The sequence below is a fragment of the Neisseria sp. HMSC065D04 genome (genome assembly GCF_001815675.1).
Classification (GTDB): domain Bacteria; phylum Pseudomonadota; class Gammaproteobacteria; order Burkholderiales; family Neisseriaceae; genus Neisseria.
Map to the genome: position 1 here is coordinate 12,041 of NZ_KV821539.1, position 19,599 is coordinate 31,639.

Annotated in this window: 12 protein-coding genes; 3 read left to right on the top strand and 9 right to left on the bottom strand. The window is 56.6% G+C overall.

The window, feature by feature from the left end; all coding sequences use genetic code 11:
• Window positions 1–82: 82 nt before the first annotated feature.
• The 5 genes from HMPREF3050_RS10180 to HMPREF3050_RS10200 all read right to left on the bottom strand — a co-directional run bounded on the left by HMPREF3050_RS10180 (window position 83) and on the right by HMPREF3050_RS10200 (window position 6,018).
• Window positions 83–700, bottom strand: coding sequence for a tellurite resistance TerB family protein (locus tag HMPREF3050_RS10180; protein WP_070774694.1), 618 nt, complete (start codon window positions 698–700; stop codon window positions 83–85).
• Window positions 701–801: 101 nt separating this feature from the next.
• Complete coding sequence (gene murA, locus HMPREF3050_RS10185; RefSeq protein ID WP_003760990.1) at window positions 802–2,055, bottom strand: UDP-N-acetylglucosamine 1-carboxyvinyltransferase; 1,254 nt, start codon at window positions 2,053–2,055, stop codon at window positions 802–804.
• A 315-nt stretch (window positions 2,056–2,370) separates the two neighbouring features.
• The gene (locus tag HMPREF3050_RS10190; RefSeq protein WP_070774695.1) at window positions 2,371–3,669 is read right to left on the bottom strand and encodes a M16 family metallopeptidase; all 1,299 of its coding nucleotides are present in this window, start codon (window positions 3,667–3,669) and stop codon (window positions 2,371–2,373) included.
• 157 nt (window positions 3,670–3,826) lie between these two features.
• Complete coding sequence (locus tag HMPREF3050_RS10195; protein WP_003763270.1) at window positions 3,827–5,194, bottom strand: M16 family metallopeptidase; 1,368 nt, start codon at window positions 5,192–5,194, stop codon at window positions 3,827–3,829.
• Between the two features lie 344 nt (window positions 5,195–5,538).
• Window positions 5,539–6,018: a GNAT family N-acetyltransferase gene (locus HMPREF3050_RS10200; protein WP_094113385.1), complete on the bottom strand. Its 480-nt coding sequence runs from the start codon at window positions 6,016–6,018 to the stop codon at window positions 5,539–5,541.
• 353 nt (window positions 6,019–6,371) lie between these two features.
• Here HMPREF3050_RS10200 and HMPREF3050_RS10205 point away from each other — a divergent pair, with 353 nt between their 5' ends.
• The 3 genes from HMPREF3050_RS10205 (at window position 6,372) to mutS (ending at window position 11,660) form a co-directional block, all read left to right on the top strand.
• Window positions 6,372–7,829 (top strand): oligopeptide:H+ symporter, encoded by a 1,458-nt coding sequence (locus HMPREF3050_RS10205; protein WP_070774696.1) that lies wholly within the window; start codon window positions 6,372–6,374, stop codon window positions 7,827–7,829.
• Between the two features lie 69 nt (window positions 7,830–7,898).
• Window positions 7,899–8,843 (top strand): DUF4424 family protein, encoded by a 945-nt coding sequence (locus HMPREF3050_RS10210; RefSeq protein WP_070774698.1) that lies wholly within the window; start codon window positions 7,899–7,901, stop codon window positions 8,841–8,843.
• A gap of 192 nt (window positions 8,844–9,035) precedes the next feature.
• The gene (gene mutS / locus HMPREF3050_RS10215) at window positions 9,036–11,660 is read left to right on the top strand and encodes a DNA mismatch repair protein MutS (protein WP_070774699.1); all 2,625 of its coding nucleotides are present in this window, start codon (window positions 9,036–9,038) and stop codon (window positions 11,658–11,660) included.
• Between the two features lie 148 nt (window positions 11,661–11,808).
• On the opposite strand, the gene yccS is transcribed toward mutS, so the two are convergent.
• The 4 genes from yccS to HMPREF3050_RS14910 all read right to left on the bottom strand — a co-directional run.
• On the bottom strand, window positions 11,809–13,956 hold the full coding sequence (yccS, locus tag HMPREF3050_RS10220; protein WP_070602746.1) for a YccS family putative transporter: 2,148 nt from the start codon (window positions 13,954–13,956) through the stop codon (window positions 11,809–11,811).
• A gap of 255 nt (window positions 13,957–14,211) precedes the next feature.
• On the bottom strand, window positions 14,212–18,420 hold the full coding sequence (locus HMPREF3050_RS10225; protein ID WP_070774701.1) for a translocation/assembly module TamB domain-containing protein: 4,209 nt from the start codon (window positions 18,418–18,420) through the stop codon (window positions 14,212–14,214).
• 340 nt (window positions 18,421–18,760) lie between these two features.
• A complete protein-coding gene (locus tag HMPREF3050_RS10230) occupies window positions 18,761–19,255 on the bottom strand; it encodes a GlcG/HbpS family heme-binding protein (RefSeq protein WP_009312456.1) in 495 nt (164 codons plus the stop codon).
• 163 nt (window positions 19,256–19,418) lie between these two features.
• Window positions 19,419–19,599, bottom strand: a 181-nt coding sequence (locus HMPREF3050_RS14910; protein ID WP_210399935.1) for a hypothetical protein, incomplete at its 5' end; no start/stop codon positions are given.

The following is a 19,599-nucleotide window of genomic DNA, read 5'->3' on the forward strand; positions in this document are numbered from 1 at the left end:
AAGGGGTCGTCTGAAACTTTTCAGACGACCCCTTGGCATTGAATCGGGTGTTCAGGCAAAGGTTAATCCACTATACAAAGCGTTATACCAATTCCAGCTGTTTTTCCAAGCTTTCCACCAGATTGTCGTCCAGTCCCAAGGCTTGCGACAGGCGGCTGAGGAAGACGATTTCTTTGCGCGACAAGTCTGCGCAGACCAATCGTGCCGCCAGATAGGTTTCCGCTGCCAACGCCTGATCGTTGCCGACTGCGGCGGCGAGTTCTTCTACTGTTGCCGGATTGGCGTATTCGGCGGCAAGCCATGCGGCGGTTTCGGGGTCGTCGCCGCTTTCACGGGCGATGACTTGTTTTTCGGTTTCGTCAATCAGACCGTCCGAAGCCGCGGCGGCAATCATGGTGCGCAAAATTACGCGGCTGTGTGTTTCGGCGAGCAGTCCGGCAGGCTCGAACGCGCCTTGCGGCACGGCTTCCTGCTGCTTGTTTTTCTGCCAGTTTTGATAACCCTGATACGCCAGATAACCCAAAGCCGCCACGGAGCCGACTTTGACCAGAGATTTGGCGGTTTTTTTCTTCATCAGCATGGACGCCAGTCCGCCGACCAAAGCGCCGCCGCCAAAAGAATTGAGCGGGCTGTCGGAAACGGATTTGCCGCTTTTTTGAACGGTTCCCAAGATTTGATTGAGCAGGTTGTTGAAGTTCATGATGATCCCCTCATGGTGGTCGGTTTGGGTCTGAAATGGAGGCTCGGGGTCGTCTGGAATCGGGATGGGGCGTTTCAGACGACCTTTTTCACACAAGGCTCTTAACCGCGTACCCGCTCGATTTTCGCGCCGACTTTGCCGAGTTTTTTCTCGATGTGTTCGTAGCCGCGGTCGAGGTGGTAGATGCGTTCGACGATGGTTTCGCCGCCTGCGACCAAGCCTGCCATGACGAGGCTGGCGGAGGCGCGCAGGTCGGTCGCCATCACGACGGCGCCGGAGAGTTTTTCCACGCCTTTGACGAAGGCGGTGTTGCCTTCGGTGGTGATGTTCGCACCCATGCGGTTGAGTTCGGGAACGTGCATGAAGCGGTTTTCAAAGATGGTTTCGACGACGCGGCTGTCGCCTTCGGCAACGGCGTTCATTGCCATAAACTGCGCCTGCATGTCGGTCGGGAAGCCGGGATGGACGACGGTGCGGATGTCCACGGCTTTGGGACGCTGCTGCATGTCGATGGAAATCCAGTCGTCGCCCGCTTCGATGATGGCGCCCGCTTCGACGAGTTTGTCCAATACGGCTTCCATGGTTTTGGGGGCGGCGTTGCGCAGGACGACTTTGCCGCCGGTCATGGCGACGGCGCAGAGGAAGGTGCCGGCTTCGATGCGGTCGGGTACGACGCTGTGTTCGCAGCCGTGCAGCTCTTTTACGCCTTCGACAGTCATGGTTGACGTGCCGATGCCGCTGATTTTCGCGCCCATTTTGACGAGGCATTCCGCCAAATCGACGACTTCTGGTTCGATGGCGCAGTTTTCGAGGATGGTCGTGCCTTCGGCGAGGGTTGCCGCCATCAGCAGGTTTTCCGTACCGCCGACGGTAACGACGTCCATGACGACGCGCGTGCCTTTCAGACGGCCTTTGGCTTTGACGTAGCCGTGTTCGATGGTGATTTCCGCACCCATGGTTTCGAGGCCTTTGAGGTGCTGGTCGACGGGGCGAGAGCCGATGGCGCAGCCGCCGGGCAGGCTGACTTGAGCTTCGCCGAAACGTGCCAGCGTCGGGCCGAGCACGAGGATGGAGGCGCGCATGGTTTTCACCAGTTCGTAGGGGGCGCAGGTGTTGTTGACGGTGCCGCCGTTGATTTCGAATTCGTGAATGTTGTCGGTCAAAACGCGCGCGCCCATGCCTTGCAGCAGTTTTTGGGTGGTTTTGACGTCGGCGAGCATGGGTACGTTTTTCAGGCGCAGGGTACCGGAGGTCAAGAGTCCGGCGCACATCAGCGGCAGGGCGGCGTTTTTTGCGCCGGATACGGTGATTTCGCCGTTGAGCGGGCCGTTGGCGGTGATTTTGAGTTTGTCCACAGTGTTTCTTTCGTTGTTAAGACAAGTCCCGACGGCGCTGCCGGCAGGACGGGATTCGGTTAGGTTCGGAATTATAAGGGATTTTGACGGTTTTTGCGGGCGGGCGGGGAGAATTCTTCCGAAGGGTGTTTACGGGGTACGAATGGTCGGAAGGGTCGTCTGAAAAATGTCGGGCGCAGCTTCGCAATGTCTGTTGGGATATTGTCGAAGCTGCGCTTTCAGACGACCTTTTTGCCATGTGGCGGAATGAAGCCGCCGTTCCCCTCAAGCCTTGTCCGACAGGCTGTATCCGTCGGACAAGGATGGGCGGCGGGGTTATTCGGCACCGACGACGACAATGTGCAAATCTTCAGGTTTGACGCGGCGCTTCCAAGCGTCTTTGACTTGCGCCACGGTCAATTTGCCGATGGCTTTGGGGTAGGCTTCGAGATAGTCGTTGGGCAGGTTGTGATAACCGATGATGCTGAGGTATTTCACCAGTTTGGCGTTGGAATCGAAACGCAGGGGGAAGCTGCCGATGATGTTGGCTTTGGCTTGCGCCAGTTCTTCTTCGGTCGGGCCTTCTTCGATGAATTGTTTGATGACCGCCTGAGCCTGTACGAGCGAATCTTTGGTGTTTTTCTTCTGGGTGGAATAGGCGATGGTGAACATACCCGCTTCGGTCGCCGGTTCGAGGTTGCTGTATACGCCGTAGGTGTAGCCGTAACGGTCGCGCAAGACTTTCATCAGGCGGCTGTCGAAACCGCCGCCGCCGAGGATGTAGTTGCCGGCAACCAAGGCGTAATAGTCGGGGTCGTGGCGTTTAATCAGCGGCATACCGAGCAAGACTTGCGCCTGTTCGCCGGCAAACGGGATGTCGCGGCGTTGTGCCGGATTGGGTTTGACGGGCGGGACGCTGTGGGCGGCTTTGCTGTGGTCGGGCAGGCCGTTCAACACGTTTTTCACAAGCTGGTCGGCTTGTTTGCGGTTGATGTCGCCGACGATGGCGACGATGGCGTTGTCTTTGCCGTAGCGGCTGCGGTGGAACGCGCGGATGTCGTCAAGGTTGACTTTGCGGATGCTCTCCGCGGTGACGTTGGCGCCGCTGCCGTATGGGTGGTCGGGATAGGCAAGTTTGGTCAGGGCGCGTCCGGCGGTAAAGTCGGGGGTGGTTTCCTGTTGTTGGAGGGTGGTCACCGCCTCTTTTTGACGGCGGTCGAACACGGCGGGGTCAAAACGGGGGTGCGTCAGGGATTGGTTGAGCAGTCCGGCGGCTTTTTTGAGCGTTTCGGGGCGGCTCAGGCTGCGCAAGACGGCGGCAGAGCTTTCCTGTCCGCTGCTGCTGTCGATTTGGGCGGCAATATCGTCGGCGGCGGCATTAAAGGCTTCTTCGTCCAGCTTTTCCGTGCCGTCGGTCAGCAGGGCGGCGGTGAATTCCGCCACTTCGCTTTTGCCTTCGGGGTTGAACACGCTGCCCGCGCCTTTGAAGTTGACCTGCATATCGACGATGGGGTTGTCGTGTTGCTCGACCAAAAGGACTTCTGTGCCGTTGCCGGTGGTCCAGCGTTGGATGTCCACGCCTGCCTGCGCGGCGGTGGAGAAGGCGAGGGCTAATATGAGGGGAAGGGATTTCATCGGATATTCCTTTGCGGTTTAACCCGGCTGCCGGGGCGGAAGGGCGGTTTGGTGCCGTATTCCGCCCCGTTCCGAGTCATTTGCCACTTCGGGCGGGGTCGGTTCGGAGGTCGTCTGAAAACGGGAAAAGCGGTTTCAGACGACCCCTTTGGTCGGTTTATTTAGGTTGAGGCTTGTTTGCCGCCTGAACAATCGGGTGGTACAGGATTTTCGGGTCGGGCATCACAACCACAGTCGCCAAGCGGTCATCCGTCAGCAACTGCGCGGCGGCCTGCACATCTTCGACGCTGACGGCTTTCAGGCGGCGGCGGATTTCCGCTTCGTCGCTGTATTCGAAGCCGCGCGCTTCCAGCCGCCCGATGATGGAAGCCTGTGCTTCCATAGAGTCGCGCTCGTAGATTTCGGACGCTTCCGACTGCGCTTTGATGCGGTTCAGCTCTTCGGCGCTGACCCCGTTTTCGGCAATGTCTTTCAATTCGCGGCGCAATTCGGCGATGACGGCATCGACTTCGACGTTGTCCGCCGGCATGGCGAAGATGCTGAACAACGGCATTTCACGGCTGATCAGGTCGTAACTTGCGCCCGTACTCAAAGCCATCTGTTTGCCGCGTATCAGGTTTTTATCCAAGCGGCTGGACGAGTTGCCCGACAAGATTTCCGACAGGACATCCAGCGCATAGGGCAGTCTGTCGTCCAGACTTTCCAATCCGGGGACGCGGTAGTTCAAGCTGACCAAGGGTTGGCGCGTGACCACCGAGGTCGTCTGAAAATTCACAGGTTCGCGTTTGAACGGTTCGTTGGCAAGCATATTGCGGTCGGGCTGCTGCTTGGCGGGAATGTTGCCGAACAGTTCCGCCGCGGTTTTGAGCGTCTTTTTGGCATCGACATCGCCGACAATCACCAAAACGGCGTTGTTCGGCGCGTAATATTGCCGATACCAGTCGCGCAAATCGTCGGCTTTGAGCGTGTGCAAATCATCCATATAACCGATGACCGCGGCTTTCATCGAAGGCAGCGTAAAGCTGTTCAGATACACCTGTTCCCACAGCTTGCCGTCCGCCGTGTCTTCCGTACGTTGGCGGCGTTCTTCGCGGATGACGTTCATTTCATTTTGAAATTCTTCATCGCTGAAATTGAGGTTGTGCATCCGGTCGGCTTCGAGCTTCAACACTTCGGGCAGGTTTGCCGCTGCGATGTTTTCGTAATAAACCGTCTCGCTGCGGTTAGTGTAGGCATTGTTCTCTCCGCCCAAAGCGGCGACGCGGCGGTTGAACTCTCCCGAAGGTACGGCCTGCGTGCCTTTAAACATCATGTGTTCCAAGGCATGGCTCAAACCGCTTTTGCCCTGTTTTTCATCCACGCTGCCGACTTTATACCAAAGCTGCGACACGGCGACCGGTGCGCGGCGGTCTTCTTTCACAATAATCTTCAACCCGTTGGGCAGCGTTTGCGATACGGTCTGCGCCAGCGTGAGTACGGGCGCGGACAAAGCAAATATCAGGGCAAGATGGCGTAAGCTGTTCAATCTGGATTCCTCTCAGTCGGTCTGGCGCAGAGCAGTCTCTGCTTGAGTGCAAAATATTACCGAGAACGGGACGAAACGGCTGTCCGCCCGTTTCGGTCTGCGCTGAAGCGGGATCAATAAAAACGGTGATGAAGCCGCCGTTTTCGAGTGATTCTGCTTCAGCCCAAATATGCCGGAGAGACTTCAAATCAGGACAAGGCGAGGCAATGCCGTATCGCTTTGAAGTCAATCCTTTTATAGAACGTTGCAATGATAAACAGTTCCCATATGCGTAAATAAAAAGGTCGTCTGAAAATCAAAGATTGGGTTTCAGACGACCCTGCATCACAAGATGGGTGTCAAATTCAATCGGATTGCCCCTCCAATACCAATTCCATTACCGACACCGTCTCGCCGTTGTGCCGACAGGTCGCGATTTCACACCAGCCGTATTTCTCGTAAACCGACTGCACGTCCGGCGTATAAAGGTAAAGCTTGGGCAGGCGCATTTGGCGGGCGGCGGCGAGGCAGTGTCCAATCAACAGAGCGCCCACGCCCGTCCCCCTGTGTTCGGGCAAAACGAACACATCGCCCAGCCAATATTCGTATTGGGGAAACTCTTCCATATCGTGCCGTTTGAGCGCGGCCGAACCCAGCAGCGCGCCGTCCTTTCCGACGGCGGCAAACGCCAGCGGCAGGTTTTCACCGTTTAGGCATTCCGCGTAATAGGCGCGGATTTTCTCCATAGACGACCACGGCGCAAAGTCATGCCATTGCAGATAAAGCGCACGGGCGAGCGGTTCGACGTGTTCGGGGCGTAAAGGCGTGATGTTCATGAAGGGCATGATACGCCCGCGCCTTCCGCCTGAAAATGCCTCCTTTTTGCCGATACGTTTTCAGACGACCCCTGCTTAAATCAAAATGCGGTTTACCTGTGCAGCCTCAAACCTTTGCCATATGCCGTTTGACAAGCGTTTCAGATTCGGCTAAAACCGAAAAATGTTTGGCATCGTAAACTCCTGTAAATCCTAGATGAAAGCATCGGATACGGGCGTTTCCCGCCAAACCCGCAGGGTGCGGCAGGCAATCCTTACGCCCGCGCCCGCTCTAAGAAAAATATTGAAAATGCCGGCGGGGCAGGCAGGTTTCCGCCGGGGCGGTCCGTCTGCCCAACCTCTGCCAACAGGAGAACTTTAATATGTCTGACAACCAGTCCGCCCGCAAGGAAAAAACCTTCTTCGGGCATCCCATCCAGCTCTCTACCCTGTTCCATATCGAATTGTGGGAACGTTTCTCGTTTTACGGGATGCAGGGTATCTTAATGATCTATCTCTATTACGCTGCCAATAAAGGCGGTTTGGGCATAGACAAGTCGCTCGCCGGCGGCATCGTCGGCGCATACGGCGGCAGCGTGTATTTGTCCACCATACTCGGCGCATGGCTTGCCGACCGGATTTGGGGCGCGGAGAGGACGCTGTTTATTTCCGGCATCGTGGTCATGCTCGGACACATCGTTTTGGCAATCGCACCGGGGCTGTACGGGCTATTGAGCGGCTTGGTGTGTATCGCGTTGGGCAGCGGCGGCGTGAAATCGTCGGCAAGCTCGATGGTCGGCTCGCTTTATGAGGCAGATCACATGAAGCCCCTGCGCGATGCCGGATTTTCCATTTTCTATATCTCCATCAACATCGGCGGCTTTTTAGGCCCGCTCTTGACCGGCTTGCTGCAAACGAAGATGGGTTTCCACTACGGCTTCGGCGCGGCGGCAGTCGGTATGGCTTTGGGGCTGTGCCTTTACTCTGCGGGACGCAAACTGCTGCCGCATACGCCTGCCCCCAATCCGCTGCGCCCTGAAAAAGTGCAGACCGCTGCGGCAGTCGCCGTGTTGATTGTCTTGATTATCGGCAGCCTGATTGCCTCGGGCACGATCAATTTGGACAACTTCCCCAAATTCCTGCTCGGTACGGTCATTCTGACCATTATCGCCTATTTCTCGCGCCTGCTCGGCAGCAGCCATGTGTCGTCTGAAAACAAACGCCACATCATTGCCTATATTCCGCTGTTTCTGACCATCTGCCTGTTTTGGGCAGTCTGGTACCAAGTCTATTCCGTAGCAACGGTATATTTTGACAAAACGGTTAACCGCACCCTATTCGGCTGGACTGTCCCCGTTGCATGGAAAGATTCCATCCAAAGCATGTGGGTCATCCTCTTCTCGGGCATGATGGCGGCGATTTGGACGAAAATGGGCAAATATCAGCCGAAAACCCCGTTTAAATTCGTGTTGGCGATGATTGTTGTCGGCGTATCCTATCTGATATTCGTACCGTATGTCTCATCAGAGACACCCATGCCGATTAGTGTTTTCGCACTGTTCCTGCTCGTCCTCACCATAGGCGAACTGATGATCTCGCCGATTGCACTTTCCATCGCGACCAAAATCGCCCCGCCCATGTTCAAAACGCAAATGGTCGCGCTCAATTTCTTGGGCTTTTCAGTGGGTTTCACTTTGGGTGGCGTGTTGTTCAAAGAGGGATTCAATGAGAAAGCACCGCTGGATTTCTACTGGATGATTTGCGGCATAGGCGTAATCACCGGTTTGGTATTATTGCTACTCGTACCTATTTTGAATAAAATGCTCAAAGGCGCGGATTAAATACTGATTCATTAAGAAGGTCGTCTGAAATGCCGTTTCAGACGACCTGTTTTTAAGGACTTTGAACCCGTGAAACCCCACTCTTTCCTCCTGCTCCTCCTGCTTGCCGGAGCAGCCCATGCCAACGACAGCACAGGTACAGTCAGCACGAGCGGCATCAAATATCTGAAAAATCCGCATATCGATATGCAGAGCGAAGATTTGTACATCAGCGAAAACCAGATTCGCGTGCATTACCGGTTTAAAAACACCTCCTCGCAAGACATTATCGAAACCGTCCTTTTCCCTTTGCCGATTGTTCCTGCTTTCACCGATTACGACTTTGCCGACACCAAAGGCTTGGTTGACAGCTTCCGAATTTACGCCGACGGCAAACCTGTCCGCCCGCAAGCCCACGTCCGCGCCTATTTTGAACGGAGTAACGGCTCGCTAGTGGACGTGACCGCCGATTTGAAAAAATGCGGTTTGAGCGATCAGGAACTGATGCACCCTTGGACGCAAAAGCAAGACGGTGAAAAAATCGGCAGCAAAATCAGAGCCTGCCGCTCCGCCAAAGTCCAATCCATGCTGCCCAAGCAGCCGGATGAACTGCCCGATTGGTCGGCGCAGATTGTTTACAGCTGGAAGCAAACCTTCAAAGCCGGCAGCGTCACCGAAATCAAACACCAATACACCCCGCTGGTCGGCGGCAGCTTCCTGCCTTCGCTCAAAGCCAAAGACAGCAAAGCATTTATAGATGAGTACTGCATGGATGAAAACTTCCTCAACAACTTTAAAAATGTGAAAGAAGAAAAGGTCTATCACCATTTGGGCTATATCCTGACCACAGGTGCCAACTGGGCAAAACCCATCGGTAAATTCACGTTGACCATAGACCGCGAGCCCAATACCGTGATTTCGCTTTGTTGGGACAAATCCTTGCGCAAAGTAGGGCCGAACCGCTTCCAAGCAGTCAAAGAAAATTTCCTGCCGAAAAAAGACTTGGACATTATTTTCGTTTACGAAAAACCCTAAGCGGCATACATATAGTGGATTAACTAAATCAGGACAAGGCGAGGCAACGCCGTACCGGTTTAAAGTTAGGCGAGGTAACGCCGTCCTGGTTTAAAGTTAATCCACTATAGAAAAGGTCGTCTGAAACCGTGTTTTAGGGTTTCAGACGACCTTTTGCTACAATAAGGCTTTTCCGTTTTGCAAGGCATTCCCATGAGCAAATCCGCCGTTTCCCCGATGATGCAGCAGTATCTCGCCATCAAATCGCAGCACGCCGACAAGCTGGTGTTTTACCGCATGGGCGATTTTTACGAGCTGTTTTTGGATGACGCGGTGGAAGCGGCGAAGCTGTTGGACATTACCCTGACCACGCGCGGGCAGATGGACGGCGTGCCGATTAAGATGGCGGGCGTGCCGTTTCACGCGGCGGAGCAGTATCTGGCGCGGCTGGTGAAGATGGGCAAAAGCGTGGCGGTGTGCGAGCAGGTGGGCGAAGTTGGCGCGGGCAAAGGGCCGGTGGAGCGCAAAGTCGTGCGCATCGTTACGCCCGGCACGCTGACCGACGCGGCGTTTTTGGAAGACAAGGAAACCAACCGCATCGCGGCGGTGAACGCGGATAAAAAACACATCGCCATCGCGTGGGCATCTTTGCAAAGCGGCGAATTCAAAACCAAGCTGACGACGGCGGACAAACTCGCCGACGAGCTGGCGCGTTTGCAGGCGGCGGAAATCCTGTTGCCCGAAGGCAAAAGCCTGCCTAATGGTTTTCAGACGACCTCCGCCAACATCACGCGCCTGAACTCGTGGCAGTTTGCCGCCGACGCGGGCGCGAAATTATTGACCGAATACTTCGGCTGTCAAGACCTGCACGGCTTCGGTTTGGACGGCAAAGAACACGAAGCCGCCGTCGGCGCGGCGGGTGCGCTGTTGAACTACATCCGCCTGACGCAAAACCTGATGCCGCAACACCTCGACGGCATTTCGCTCGAAACCGATAGCCAATATATCGGCATGGACGCCGCCACGCGCCGCAATCTCGAAATCACGCAAACCCTCTCCGGCAAAAAATCGCCGACCCTGTTTTCCATACTCGACGGCTGCGCCACCCACATGGGCAGCCGCCTCTTGGCACTCTGGCTGCACCACCCCTTACGCAGCCGCGCCCACATCCGCGCCCGCCAAGAAGCCGTTGCCGCGTTGGGTTCGCAATACGAAACCCTGCAAGGTCGTCTGAAAAACATCGCAGACATCGAACGCATCGCCGCCCGCATCGCCGTCGGCAACGCCCGCCCGCGCGACCTCGCCGCCTTGCGCGACAGCCTGTTTGCCCTGTCCGAAATCGAATTGTCCGCCGAGGGCAGCAGTCTCTTAGAAACCCTCAAAGCCGTTTTCCCCGAAACCCTGCCCGTTGCCGAAATCCTCAAAGCCGCCGTAATGCCCGAACCCGCCGTCTGGCTCAAAGACGGCGGCGTCATCAACCAAGGCTATTCCGCAGAACTCGACGAACTGCGCCACATCCAAAACCACGGCGACGAATTCCTGCTCGACCTCGAAGCGCGTGAACGCGAACGCACCGGCCTCTCCACCCTCAAAGTCGAGTTCAACCGCGTCCACGGCTTCTACATCGAGCTATCCAAAGTCCAGGCCGAGCAAGCCCCCGCCGACTACCAACGCCGCCAGACCCTCAAAAACGCCGAACGCTTCATCACCCCTGAACTCAAAACTTTCGAAGACAAAGTCCTGACCGCGCAAGAGCAAGCATTGGCATTGGAAAAACGCCTGTTTGAAGCTCTCCTCAAAGACATTCAGACGACCCTGCCTCAGCTTCAAAAAGCCGCCAAAGCCGCCGCCGCCCTCGACGTACTCTCCACCTTTGCCTCCACCGCCGCCGAACGCGGCTTCGTCTGCCCCAAGTTCGCCGACTACCCCGTCATCCATATCGAAAAAGGCCGCCATCCCGTCGTCGAGCAACAAGTGCGCCACTTCACCGCCAACCACACCCGCCTCGACCACAAACACCGCCTCATGCTCCTGACCGGCCCCAACATGGGCGGCAAATCCACCTACATGCGCCAAGTCGCCCACATCGTCCTCATGGCGCACACCGGCAGCTTCGTCCCCGCCGACGCCGCCCAAATCGGACCCATCGACCAAATCTTCACCCGCATCGGCGCCTCCGACGACCTCGCCTCCAACCGCTCCACCTTCATGGTCGAAATGAGCGAAACCGCCTACATCCTCCACCACGCCACCGACCAATCCCTCGTCCTCATGGACGAAGTCGGACGCGGCACCTCCACCTTCGACGGCCTCGCCCTAGCACACGCCATCGCCGAACACCTGCTGCAAAAAAACAAATCCTTCAGCCTCTTCGCCACCCACTATTTCGAGCTGACCAAACTGCCCGAAGCCCACGCAACGGCAGTCAACATGCACCTCTCCGCGCTCGAACAAGGACAAGACATCGTCTTCCTCCACCACATCGAACCCGGCCCCGCCAGCAAAAGCTACGGCATCGCCGTCGCCAAACTCGCCGGCCTGCCCACCCGCGCCCTCAAAGCCGCCCAAAAACATCTGGACGAACTCGAAGCCCAAGCCGCCGCCGTCCGCCCGCAGTTGGACATCTTCAGCACCCTGTCGTCTGAAAACGAATACGGCGGGTTTAGCCCAAACGAAACGGCGGACATCGCCCCCCAAACCGCCGCAAGCCAAGAAACCAACCCCGCCCACCACGCACTCGCCGAAGCACTAAACCAAATCCGCCCCGACGACCTCACCCCCCGCGAAGCCTTGGATGCACTGTACCACCTTAAACAGATTGTTGAAGGTGGGGAATAAAACGCGTTGGTTCATTGAAAAAGGTCGTCTGAAAAACCTTGTTTCGGGTTTTCAGACGACCTTTCGTTTGCCTGCCGATTATAGTGGATTAAATTTAGATCAGGACAAGGCGAGGCAACGCCTACTGGTTTAAAGTTAATTCACTATATCACACGGCTTGCGGGCTGGCTTCGATATCGTGCAGGCTACGGTAGCAGGGGTCGAGTTGGTTGGCGATGAGGGTGAGCTGCCGGTGGAGGATGTGGCTTTGACGTTCGTCGCCTGCTTCTGTTTGTAAGGCTTCCAAGTCGGTTCGGATTTGGGAGAGGGTCGTCTGAAAATCTTGTTCGCTCGTTTGCGGGAGGCGTTCGAGCAGGTCGGCGATGCGGTAGCCGCTTTGGTAGAACTTGCGGACGAAGTCGGGGCTGCACGCGCCATCCATTTCGCTGCGGTATGCGCCGAGTGCGGAGATGTAGCCGGTCAGGGCGTAGCTGGTTTTGAGGAGGGTGAAGCCGCTTTGCAGGTTGTTGCCGTATTTTTTAGGTTCGCTGCTCATGTCGGAGAGGGTGCTGCTGAGGGTGGCGGTGCGTTCGTGGGCTTGGCGGCGGACGGTGCGGTATTCGACGTCGTCGGCGATGCCGTATTGGAGCTGGTCGAGGATTTTTCTGAGGTAGGCGCCGTTGCCGCCGACGGTTTGGGCGGCGGTTTTTTCGAGGGTGAGGTAACGCCAATCCGGCCAGAGGTAGGTGACGGCTGCCCACGCGAGGACGGAGCCGACGATGGTGTCGATGATGCGGACGGGCATGGCGGCATAGACGTCCAGCCCGGCGAGAGAGAAGCTGGTGAGGGCTTGGATGGTGATGAAGAAGGTGGAGAAGCTGTATTTGTAGCTTCGGGTCATGAAAAACAGGGTGGTGCTGGCGATGACGATCCAGAGTTTGGTTTCGACGGAGGGGGTGAAATAAGGCACGAGTGAGCCGACGATGACGCCGAGGATGGTGCCGGCGATGCGTTGGTACACGCGGCTTTTGGTGGCGGTGTAGTTGGGTTGGCAGACGAAAACGGCGGTCAGGAGTATCCAGTAGCCGAGGTTGAGATGGAGGATTTCGACGATGATGCAGGAGGCGGCAACGAGGATGGAGAGGCGCGTGGCGTGACGGAAAACGCCCGACTCGAAGTTGAGCTGGCTGCGGACGGTCTGCCAGACGTTTTTCAGGCTGCTGTTTTCGAGGGCGGCGATGCGGGTGTCGTTGCTGTTTTCGTTTTCGGCGGGGGAGTCGCTGTGTTGGAGTTGGCGCAGTTGGTGGTCGACGCTGCCGAGGTTGTCGAGCAGGCGGCGGATGTGGTGGATGTTGCGGCTTTCGGGGTGGTCGTCAGTGTAGTGGGCGAGGGATTGGCGGCAGCCTTCCATCGCGCGTCCGAGGCGTTTGCTGTATGTGTAGTCTTTGCCGTTTCTCAGGGCGGCGGCAACGTTGCGGCACGCCTGCCCCTGCATTTCGAGCAGGCGGCGGATGCGGAAGATGAGGTCGGTGTTTTTAAGGGTGTCGGTCAGCTCGGTGTAGTCGGCGTGGGCGGAGCTGACGCGTTCGTGTATGTCTTGGGCGGTGAAGTAGTAGCGCAGCATTTTGGCAGTGCGCGGGTGGCGGTGTTTGCCGCGCAGGCGGTAAAACAGGGCGGCGCGGCATTGGTTGAAGGCGCTGATGACACCAGTGTTGCTCATGGCGAGGTCGATTTGGCGGTTGCCGAGCCAGGCGGCTTCGTCGGGATCGAAAAAGTCGGCTTTGGCGTCAAAATACCCGCCGAGCGCTTCGTAGGCGTTGGCGACGCTTTCTTGAACGGGGCGGTGCGGGAGGATGATTTGGAAAACGAGTGTGCAGGTGCTGTATAACACGGTCCCGAGCAGAATCATGACGGGATTGGTCAGCCAGAAGGTTTCGGGGGTGTAGGTGAGCGTGGTGTAGGTGGCGACGGCAAGTGCGCCGAACGCGAAGGTGCGGTATTTCAGCCCGACCGCGCCCAAAATGGTAAAGCCGAACGTCATCAGGGTCATGGCGAGGATGAAAGGCAGGCCGGTGCCGAGCGTGCTTTGGGCGACGAGCGACGAGAGGGTGAACAGGGCGACGGTGATGATGATGTTTTTCAGACGACCTGTCAGGCGGTTGTCCAAATCGACGAGGCCGCCCGCGATAATGCCGAGCACGAAGGGCATGGCGAGCTTGGGCGTGCCGAACCGCCAGACGAGGGTTGCGGCGATAAAGACGCTGGCGAAGACGGGCAGCGAGGTGATGATGAGGGGTTTGAGCGGCGGGAGTTTCATCGTATTGGGCGCGGCTTTAAATGGGAATGGTTTGATTATTATGAATGAAATGAAACGGTATTCTAACAGGATTTTAGGGCGGGACGGGGGCTATGGGGTCGTCTGAAAACCTGTCCGACAGCGCACCTGCGAAACGGATATGACCGACCTGTCTATCTGTCCTCAAGAAAAAGGAACGAGATTGCCGCGCATGAAAAAGGTCGTCTGAAAACCCTAAAGTGTGGTTTTCAGACGACCTTTTCTTTTTCGGCGGCGTTATTGCGTTTGCTCGGCTTTTTGTTTTTCCGCTTCTTCGATTTTGCGGTCGTTTTCGTAATCCGAACGGAAGAGCCTGTCGAAACGGATGGTGTATTTCAACTCGCCGCCGTATGAACGGCTGCCGACGCGGGCAACGGCTTGGATGGCACGAGTGAGCTGGTACACGAGCTTGACCGACTGTTCGGCACTGGAAAGACCGTATTCGTAACCTGCGTAGAGGTTGTTGGTGAACTGCTTGCCGACGGTCAGCACTTGTTCGGCGGGGTTGAGTTCGCCGGTTTGGGCGTTGCGGCTGCGTTGGCTGGTGATGCCCAAATCGTCCACCAGTCCGAGCCTGTCGTTGACTTGTCCGGCAAGGAGCGCGCCTGCCGCTGCGGAAAGGGCGGCATTGTCGCCGTCGCTGCCGCTGCTGGCACGGTTGAGGATGAGCCAGGAGAGCTTGTCTTTTTCGCTCATCGCCTCTTTGGCAACGAGGGTCACGCGCGGATTGGAGAGGCTGCCGAGGACTTCGACGCCCGCACCGACGGGGGAAAGACGGCGTTCGGCGCGGATGTTCAGGTTGGGATTGTTCAACGGACCAACGAAAGAAACCGTCCCCTTAGTGATGTCGAGGTCTTGACCGTAGGCTTTGTAGCGGCCTTTGACGACTTTCACCGTACCGACGCCTTGGATGGCTTCGCCCGGGCGGGAAGTGATGGTCAGCTTGCCGCCTATGGTGATGTCTGCGCCATAACCGACGAAACGGATGTTGTCGTTGAGGTTGAGCGTCAGGTTGAGGCTGATGGGCGTCACGGCGGCGGTTTGTTTTTTCTCTTCGCCCAACACGACGACATCGTCGTCCAACGAGGGCATGGAGGATTTTTGCGAACCGAACATACCGTAGTCGCTGCCCAACGTACCGTTGAGGATGAAGCCCCTGGCCTGGTTGTATTGCACTTTCGCGCTGCCGGAGAGGCGCAGGCGGCGGTTCGGACGGGAGAGGGTGTCGTATTTGTCGAAGACGACATCTACGTCAACATCCGGATCGGCGTTGGCAAGGTTGACGGAGCCTTTCAGCTCGAGCGTACCGCCTTTGTGGAACTTGAGGCTGTCGATAATCCAGCGTTGTCCCTGCAAATGGGAACGTAAAACGCCGTTGTCGAGGATAAGGCCTTGGGTTTGGTTGCGGTAGTAGAGGTTTTCGCCGTTGAGCGTACCGGAAAGCTGGGGATCGCCGACGCGTCCGCCAAGGCTGACGGCGGCATTCAGACGACCTTTGACGGTTTGTCCGACAGGCAGGAAGTTGCGGAAGACTTCGAGGTCGGCGACGTTGAGGTTGAGTTTGCCGCTCAAAGGCGCGGTGTCCATGCTGGCGCCCTGTCCGATGTTGACCGTACCGTCGGCAGTGCCGTAGTTGCTGGTGCCGTTCAAGGTGGCGGCGATGGTGGGCGAACCGACGCGCCCGCCTATGGTGGCGGAGGCGTTCAGACGACCTGTAATGCCTTGCGCGGTGGCGGGCAGGAAGGTTTTGATTGCGCCCAAGTCGGGGATGTTGAGGTTGATTTTGCCGCTGACCGGCGCGTTGGCGATTTTGTTGCCGAACTGCTGGCTGATGCCCAAATCGGCATTGATGCTGCCGAAGCGGGTATTGCCTTCAAGCGTGCTGTCGATGCGGCCGTTTTGGAAACGGGTGCGCAGGACGAGCGCGCTCAAACCCAAGGGCATTTGTTTTTTCGGGTCTTTGTTCGGCAGGATGATGTCGCCGCTTTGGCGGTTGATGTTGAGGTAGCCGCGGGCGTTTTGGCTGTACGCCAAATCCCAATCGCCGCCGAGTACCAAGTTGTGTTCGACGGGGATTTTGACGAAGTTTTGCAGCTCGGTGATGTGCAGGCTTTGCGCACTGCCTTTACTGGTGATGCCGGTTTTTTTGTCCCAAACGAAGTTTTGCAGGTTGAGGCTGCCGCCCATCACGCTCCAGCGCGCCGCGCTCATGGAAACGCGCTCCGCGCCTGCTTCTAGGTTCATGCGGTTTTGCAGTTTGAGGTTGAACGCGCCGCCGATGTCGAGCGTGTCCACGCTGCCTTTCCACTGATTGAAGTCTTTGTTCAGACCGCCCGCCGCGTTGACTTCGAGTTTGTAAGGTTTGCCGTCCAACGCCATGCTGCTGCTGCCGTGTATGCGGTGTTGCGCACCCGTGCCATTGAGGGACAGGTTGACCGCATCGACGACGGTCGCGCCGCCGGAAAGGGCGATGTGGCTGCCTTTGATGTCGGCGGCAAGCGGACGGTTGATGTCGGGCGTGCCTTTGAGTTTGAAGTCAAGCATTCGGATGTTGACGGCATCGCCGACACGCAGCGCGCGCGCTTCGCCGGAGAGGTCGGCTTCGTAGGTTTTCAGCCCGCCTTTGAGGTCGCCTGAAATATAGCCGCGCGTGTTGAGCAGCCCGCCCAGTCCGAAACCGAAACGGGAAAGGTCGGGAGCGGTGATGTCGATATTGAGGCGGTCGCCTTTTTTACCGAAGCTGCCGTTGGTTTTGACGATATTGTTGCCCAAACGCAGGTCAGTCAGCGCGCGCGGGAGATGTCCGGATTCGTAAACGACATCGGCTTTACCGCTGAGGGGGACGTTGTTTAACGTACTCGGCGCAAGCTGCATTTTGCCGGCGAATTTTTCTTTCGCCAGTTCGCCTGAAAGATTGATGGTGCCGTTGACGCTGCCGGCGGGCAGTTTTGAGTCTAAGCGGGACGGATTGAACGCTTTGCTGGAAACGTCGAGCTTGAGCAGGCGGTCTTTGAAAAGCTCGAGCGAACCTTGTGCCGTCAGTTCGCCGCCGTTTTGCGGTGCGACGCGGACGCGGTCGAGTTTGAGGGTGCGTTGACCGAGTTGTCTGTCGGTAACGAAGGACAGCAGGCCGGAGAGTTGCGCGCTGCCGCTTTCAAGATTCCAGTCGATAGCGGGCGAGGCGGTTTCACCTTTGACGCCGATAAATCCGTTCCACTGACCGGCAACATTGGTGCGGACGAGGTCGTCTGAAACCAGGTTGTTCACATTAATCTTGAGCGCCAGCGCGTTTTTCACCGTATCGACCGTACCGGCGACATTGAACGAACCTTCCTCCAGCAGCCCGATTTCAGACTCTTGGACGGTTACCACGCCGTTGTCGTTGATGGTGAAGTCCGCCAGAATGTTGCGCACCGGAATGGATTTTGCATCGGCAAAACCCGCCGCCTTGTTTTCCAAGTCGAGCGAGCCGTCCAGCGCGATACCGTGCGTAAACGAAGGCACGACGGTTGCGTCAAACGTCAGGTTTGCCTTAGGTAGCGACGGCAGGAAAGCCGTCGGATTGATGTTGAAACCCTTGACCAGTACCTCGCCGATCATCTTGTCCAACGAAGCGGCAAACGGATGCACCGTAGATTTCGCCGACAAATGCACATCGTCGCCGTCCAGCAGGATTTCAGTCTGCACGTCCTGCAAGCTGCCCCACAGACGCGCCTTACCCTCTATCGTCTCGCCTTCCAGCTCGCCCTTCGTCTGAATTGTCGTATTGAGCGCAAAAGGCTTCTCCAGCCCGACCACCGCCGAACCCGTCGAATTGCTCCACGGCGTATCGAGGGTTTTCAAATCCAAGCGGTGTTCTTTCCGATCGTAATGGTATGCCGCATTCAGATGGTCGAGATAGGCCGTCTGCTTGTCAAAATTTTTGCCCACGCTGAGCCTGCCCGTCTCAAAACGGTCGATAAACACCAACACAGGCAAATCAATGCTCTCAGGCAGCCCTTTGGACGGCTTTTTCTCTTTCGGCGGCGTCGGCTTCGGCACGACCGCAATATCGCCCGCCACAATTTCAGTAATGTGCAGGCTGCGCTGAAACAGCTCGGACGGCTTCCAATCAAAACGGAACGCGCTGATTTTCACATCCGCCCCATCCGTTTCAATCATCCACTTATCGCCGTGAAAACCCTTAACCAGCGTACCTTCCAGCGTTTCCGAAGCAATCTTCACGCCAAACCAGGACGGAATCTTGTACACACCGAAACGCAAACCCGATTCCGTCCCCACCAGCCAGCCGATAAAGCCCGCCAGCGCGCACACCAGCACAACCAATATCAGCAACAGACCCCGCAACCAGCGTCTCTTGCGCTTGGGCGGGGTGGGTTGTGTTTCAGACGACGTGGGCACACTGTTTGGCGTTTCTTGGGTTTCTTGGACTGCTGTTTCGGACATCTTGGCTTTCTTGTATGGCTTAACGGCTTCTCAGGACTCCGCCGCACCCGACGGAATCGGCTTTTCAGACGACCCCATATCAGGACAGGTCGTCTGAAAAAGGATAATCATATCCCATTGCAGCGAATTGTGCTTGGGAAAGACAGCATTTCAGGTTTCAGACGACCCCATATGCCCGAACGTCATGCCCGAAGCGGTAAAAATGTCAACAAATGCAAAAAGGTCGTCTGAAAAGACAGCGGGAGTTTAGACCCGCATTTTCAGACGACCTCTGCTCATTTCAATAACCCAACGCAAATCAATGAAAAGAAACGCGCGGCGGGTTGCCTCAAGCTGCGGCTTACCTGCCCGACAAGACCGCCGCACCTGCTTTCGCGACACTTTCGTCTTCATCGACCGAGCCGCCGCTCACGCCGACGCTGCCGACGATAACGCCGTTTTTATCCACCAGCAGCACACCGCCGGGAAAAATCACCAAACCGTCGTTGGTCACCTCAATGCCGTAAAGCTCACCGCCCGGCTGCGAAGCCTTGCCCAAATCGCGGGTGGACATATTGAAATAGCGTGCCGTTTTCGCCTTTTTCTGCGCAATATCAATGCTGCCGATAAACGCATCGTCCATACGCGCAAATGCCTTCAAATTACCGCCCGCGTCCATGACCGCGATATTCATCGGCACCTTGATTTCACGCGCCTTTTTCATCGAAGCCTGTACCACCGCCTGCGCCTGAGCCGTCGTCAAATCGCCCGGCAGCGTTTTGGTCAAACCCGCCGAAAATGCCGGCGCACCCAATGCCAAAGTACACAACAATGCAACTGATTTTATGCCGCGCATAACTGTCTCCTTGTATTGAATCAATGAAAGGTACTGCACTTTTGATTGTATGCCTGTCGGCGGGAACAATAAAGGTCGTCTGAAAACCATAAGACAGGTTTTCAGACGACCTCGGATGGGTTTCGGTTTGGTAGTTTCAGTAGCAACTGTATTTTTGACCCCGTCAGGTAAAAATACCAAAACTCAAATCAAGCCGTTCGGATACCGTTTCGGCAAAGTAATCATTCAATACTGTCAGTAGTCGGTATACATTGTAGCGTGGGCTTTGCCCACGATAATGTTGGGTAAAAGAGGTCGTCTGAAATTTTGAGTTTGATTCGTGGGCAAAGCCCACGCTACGGGTT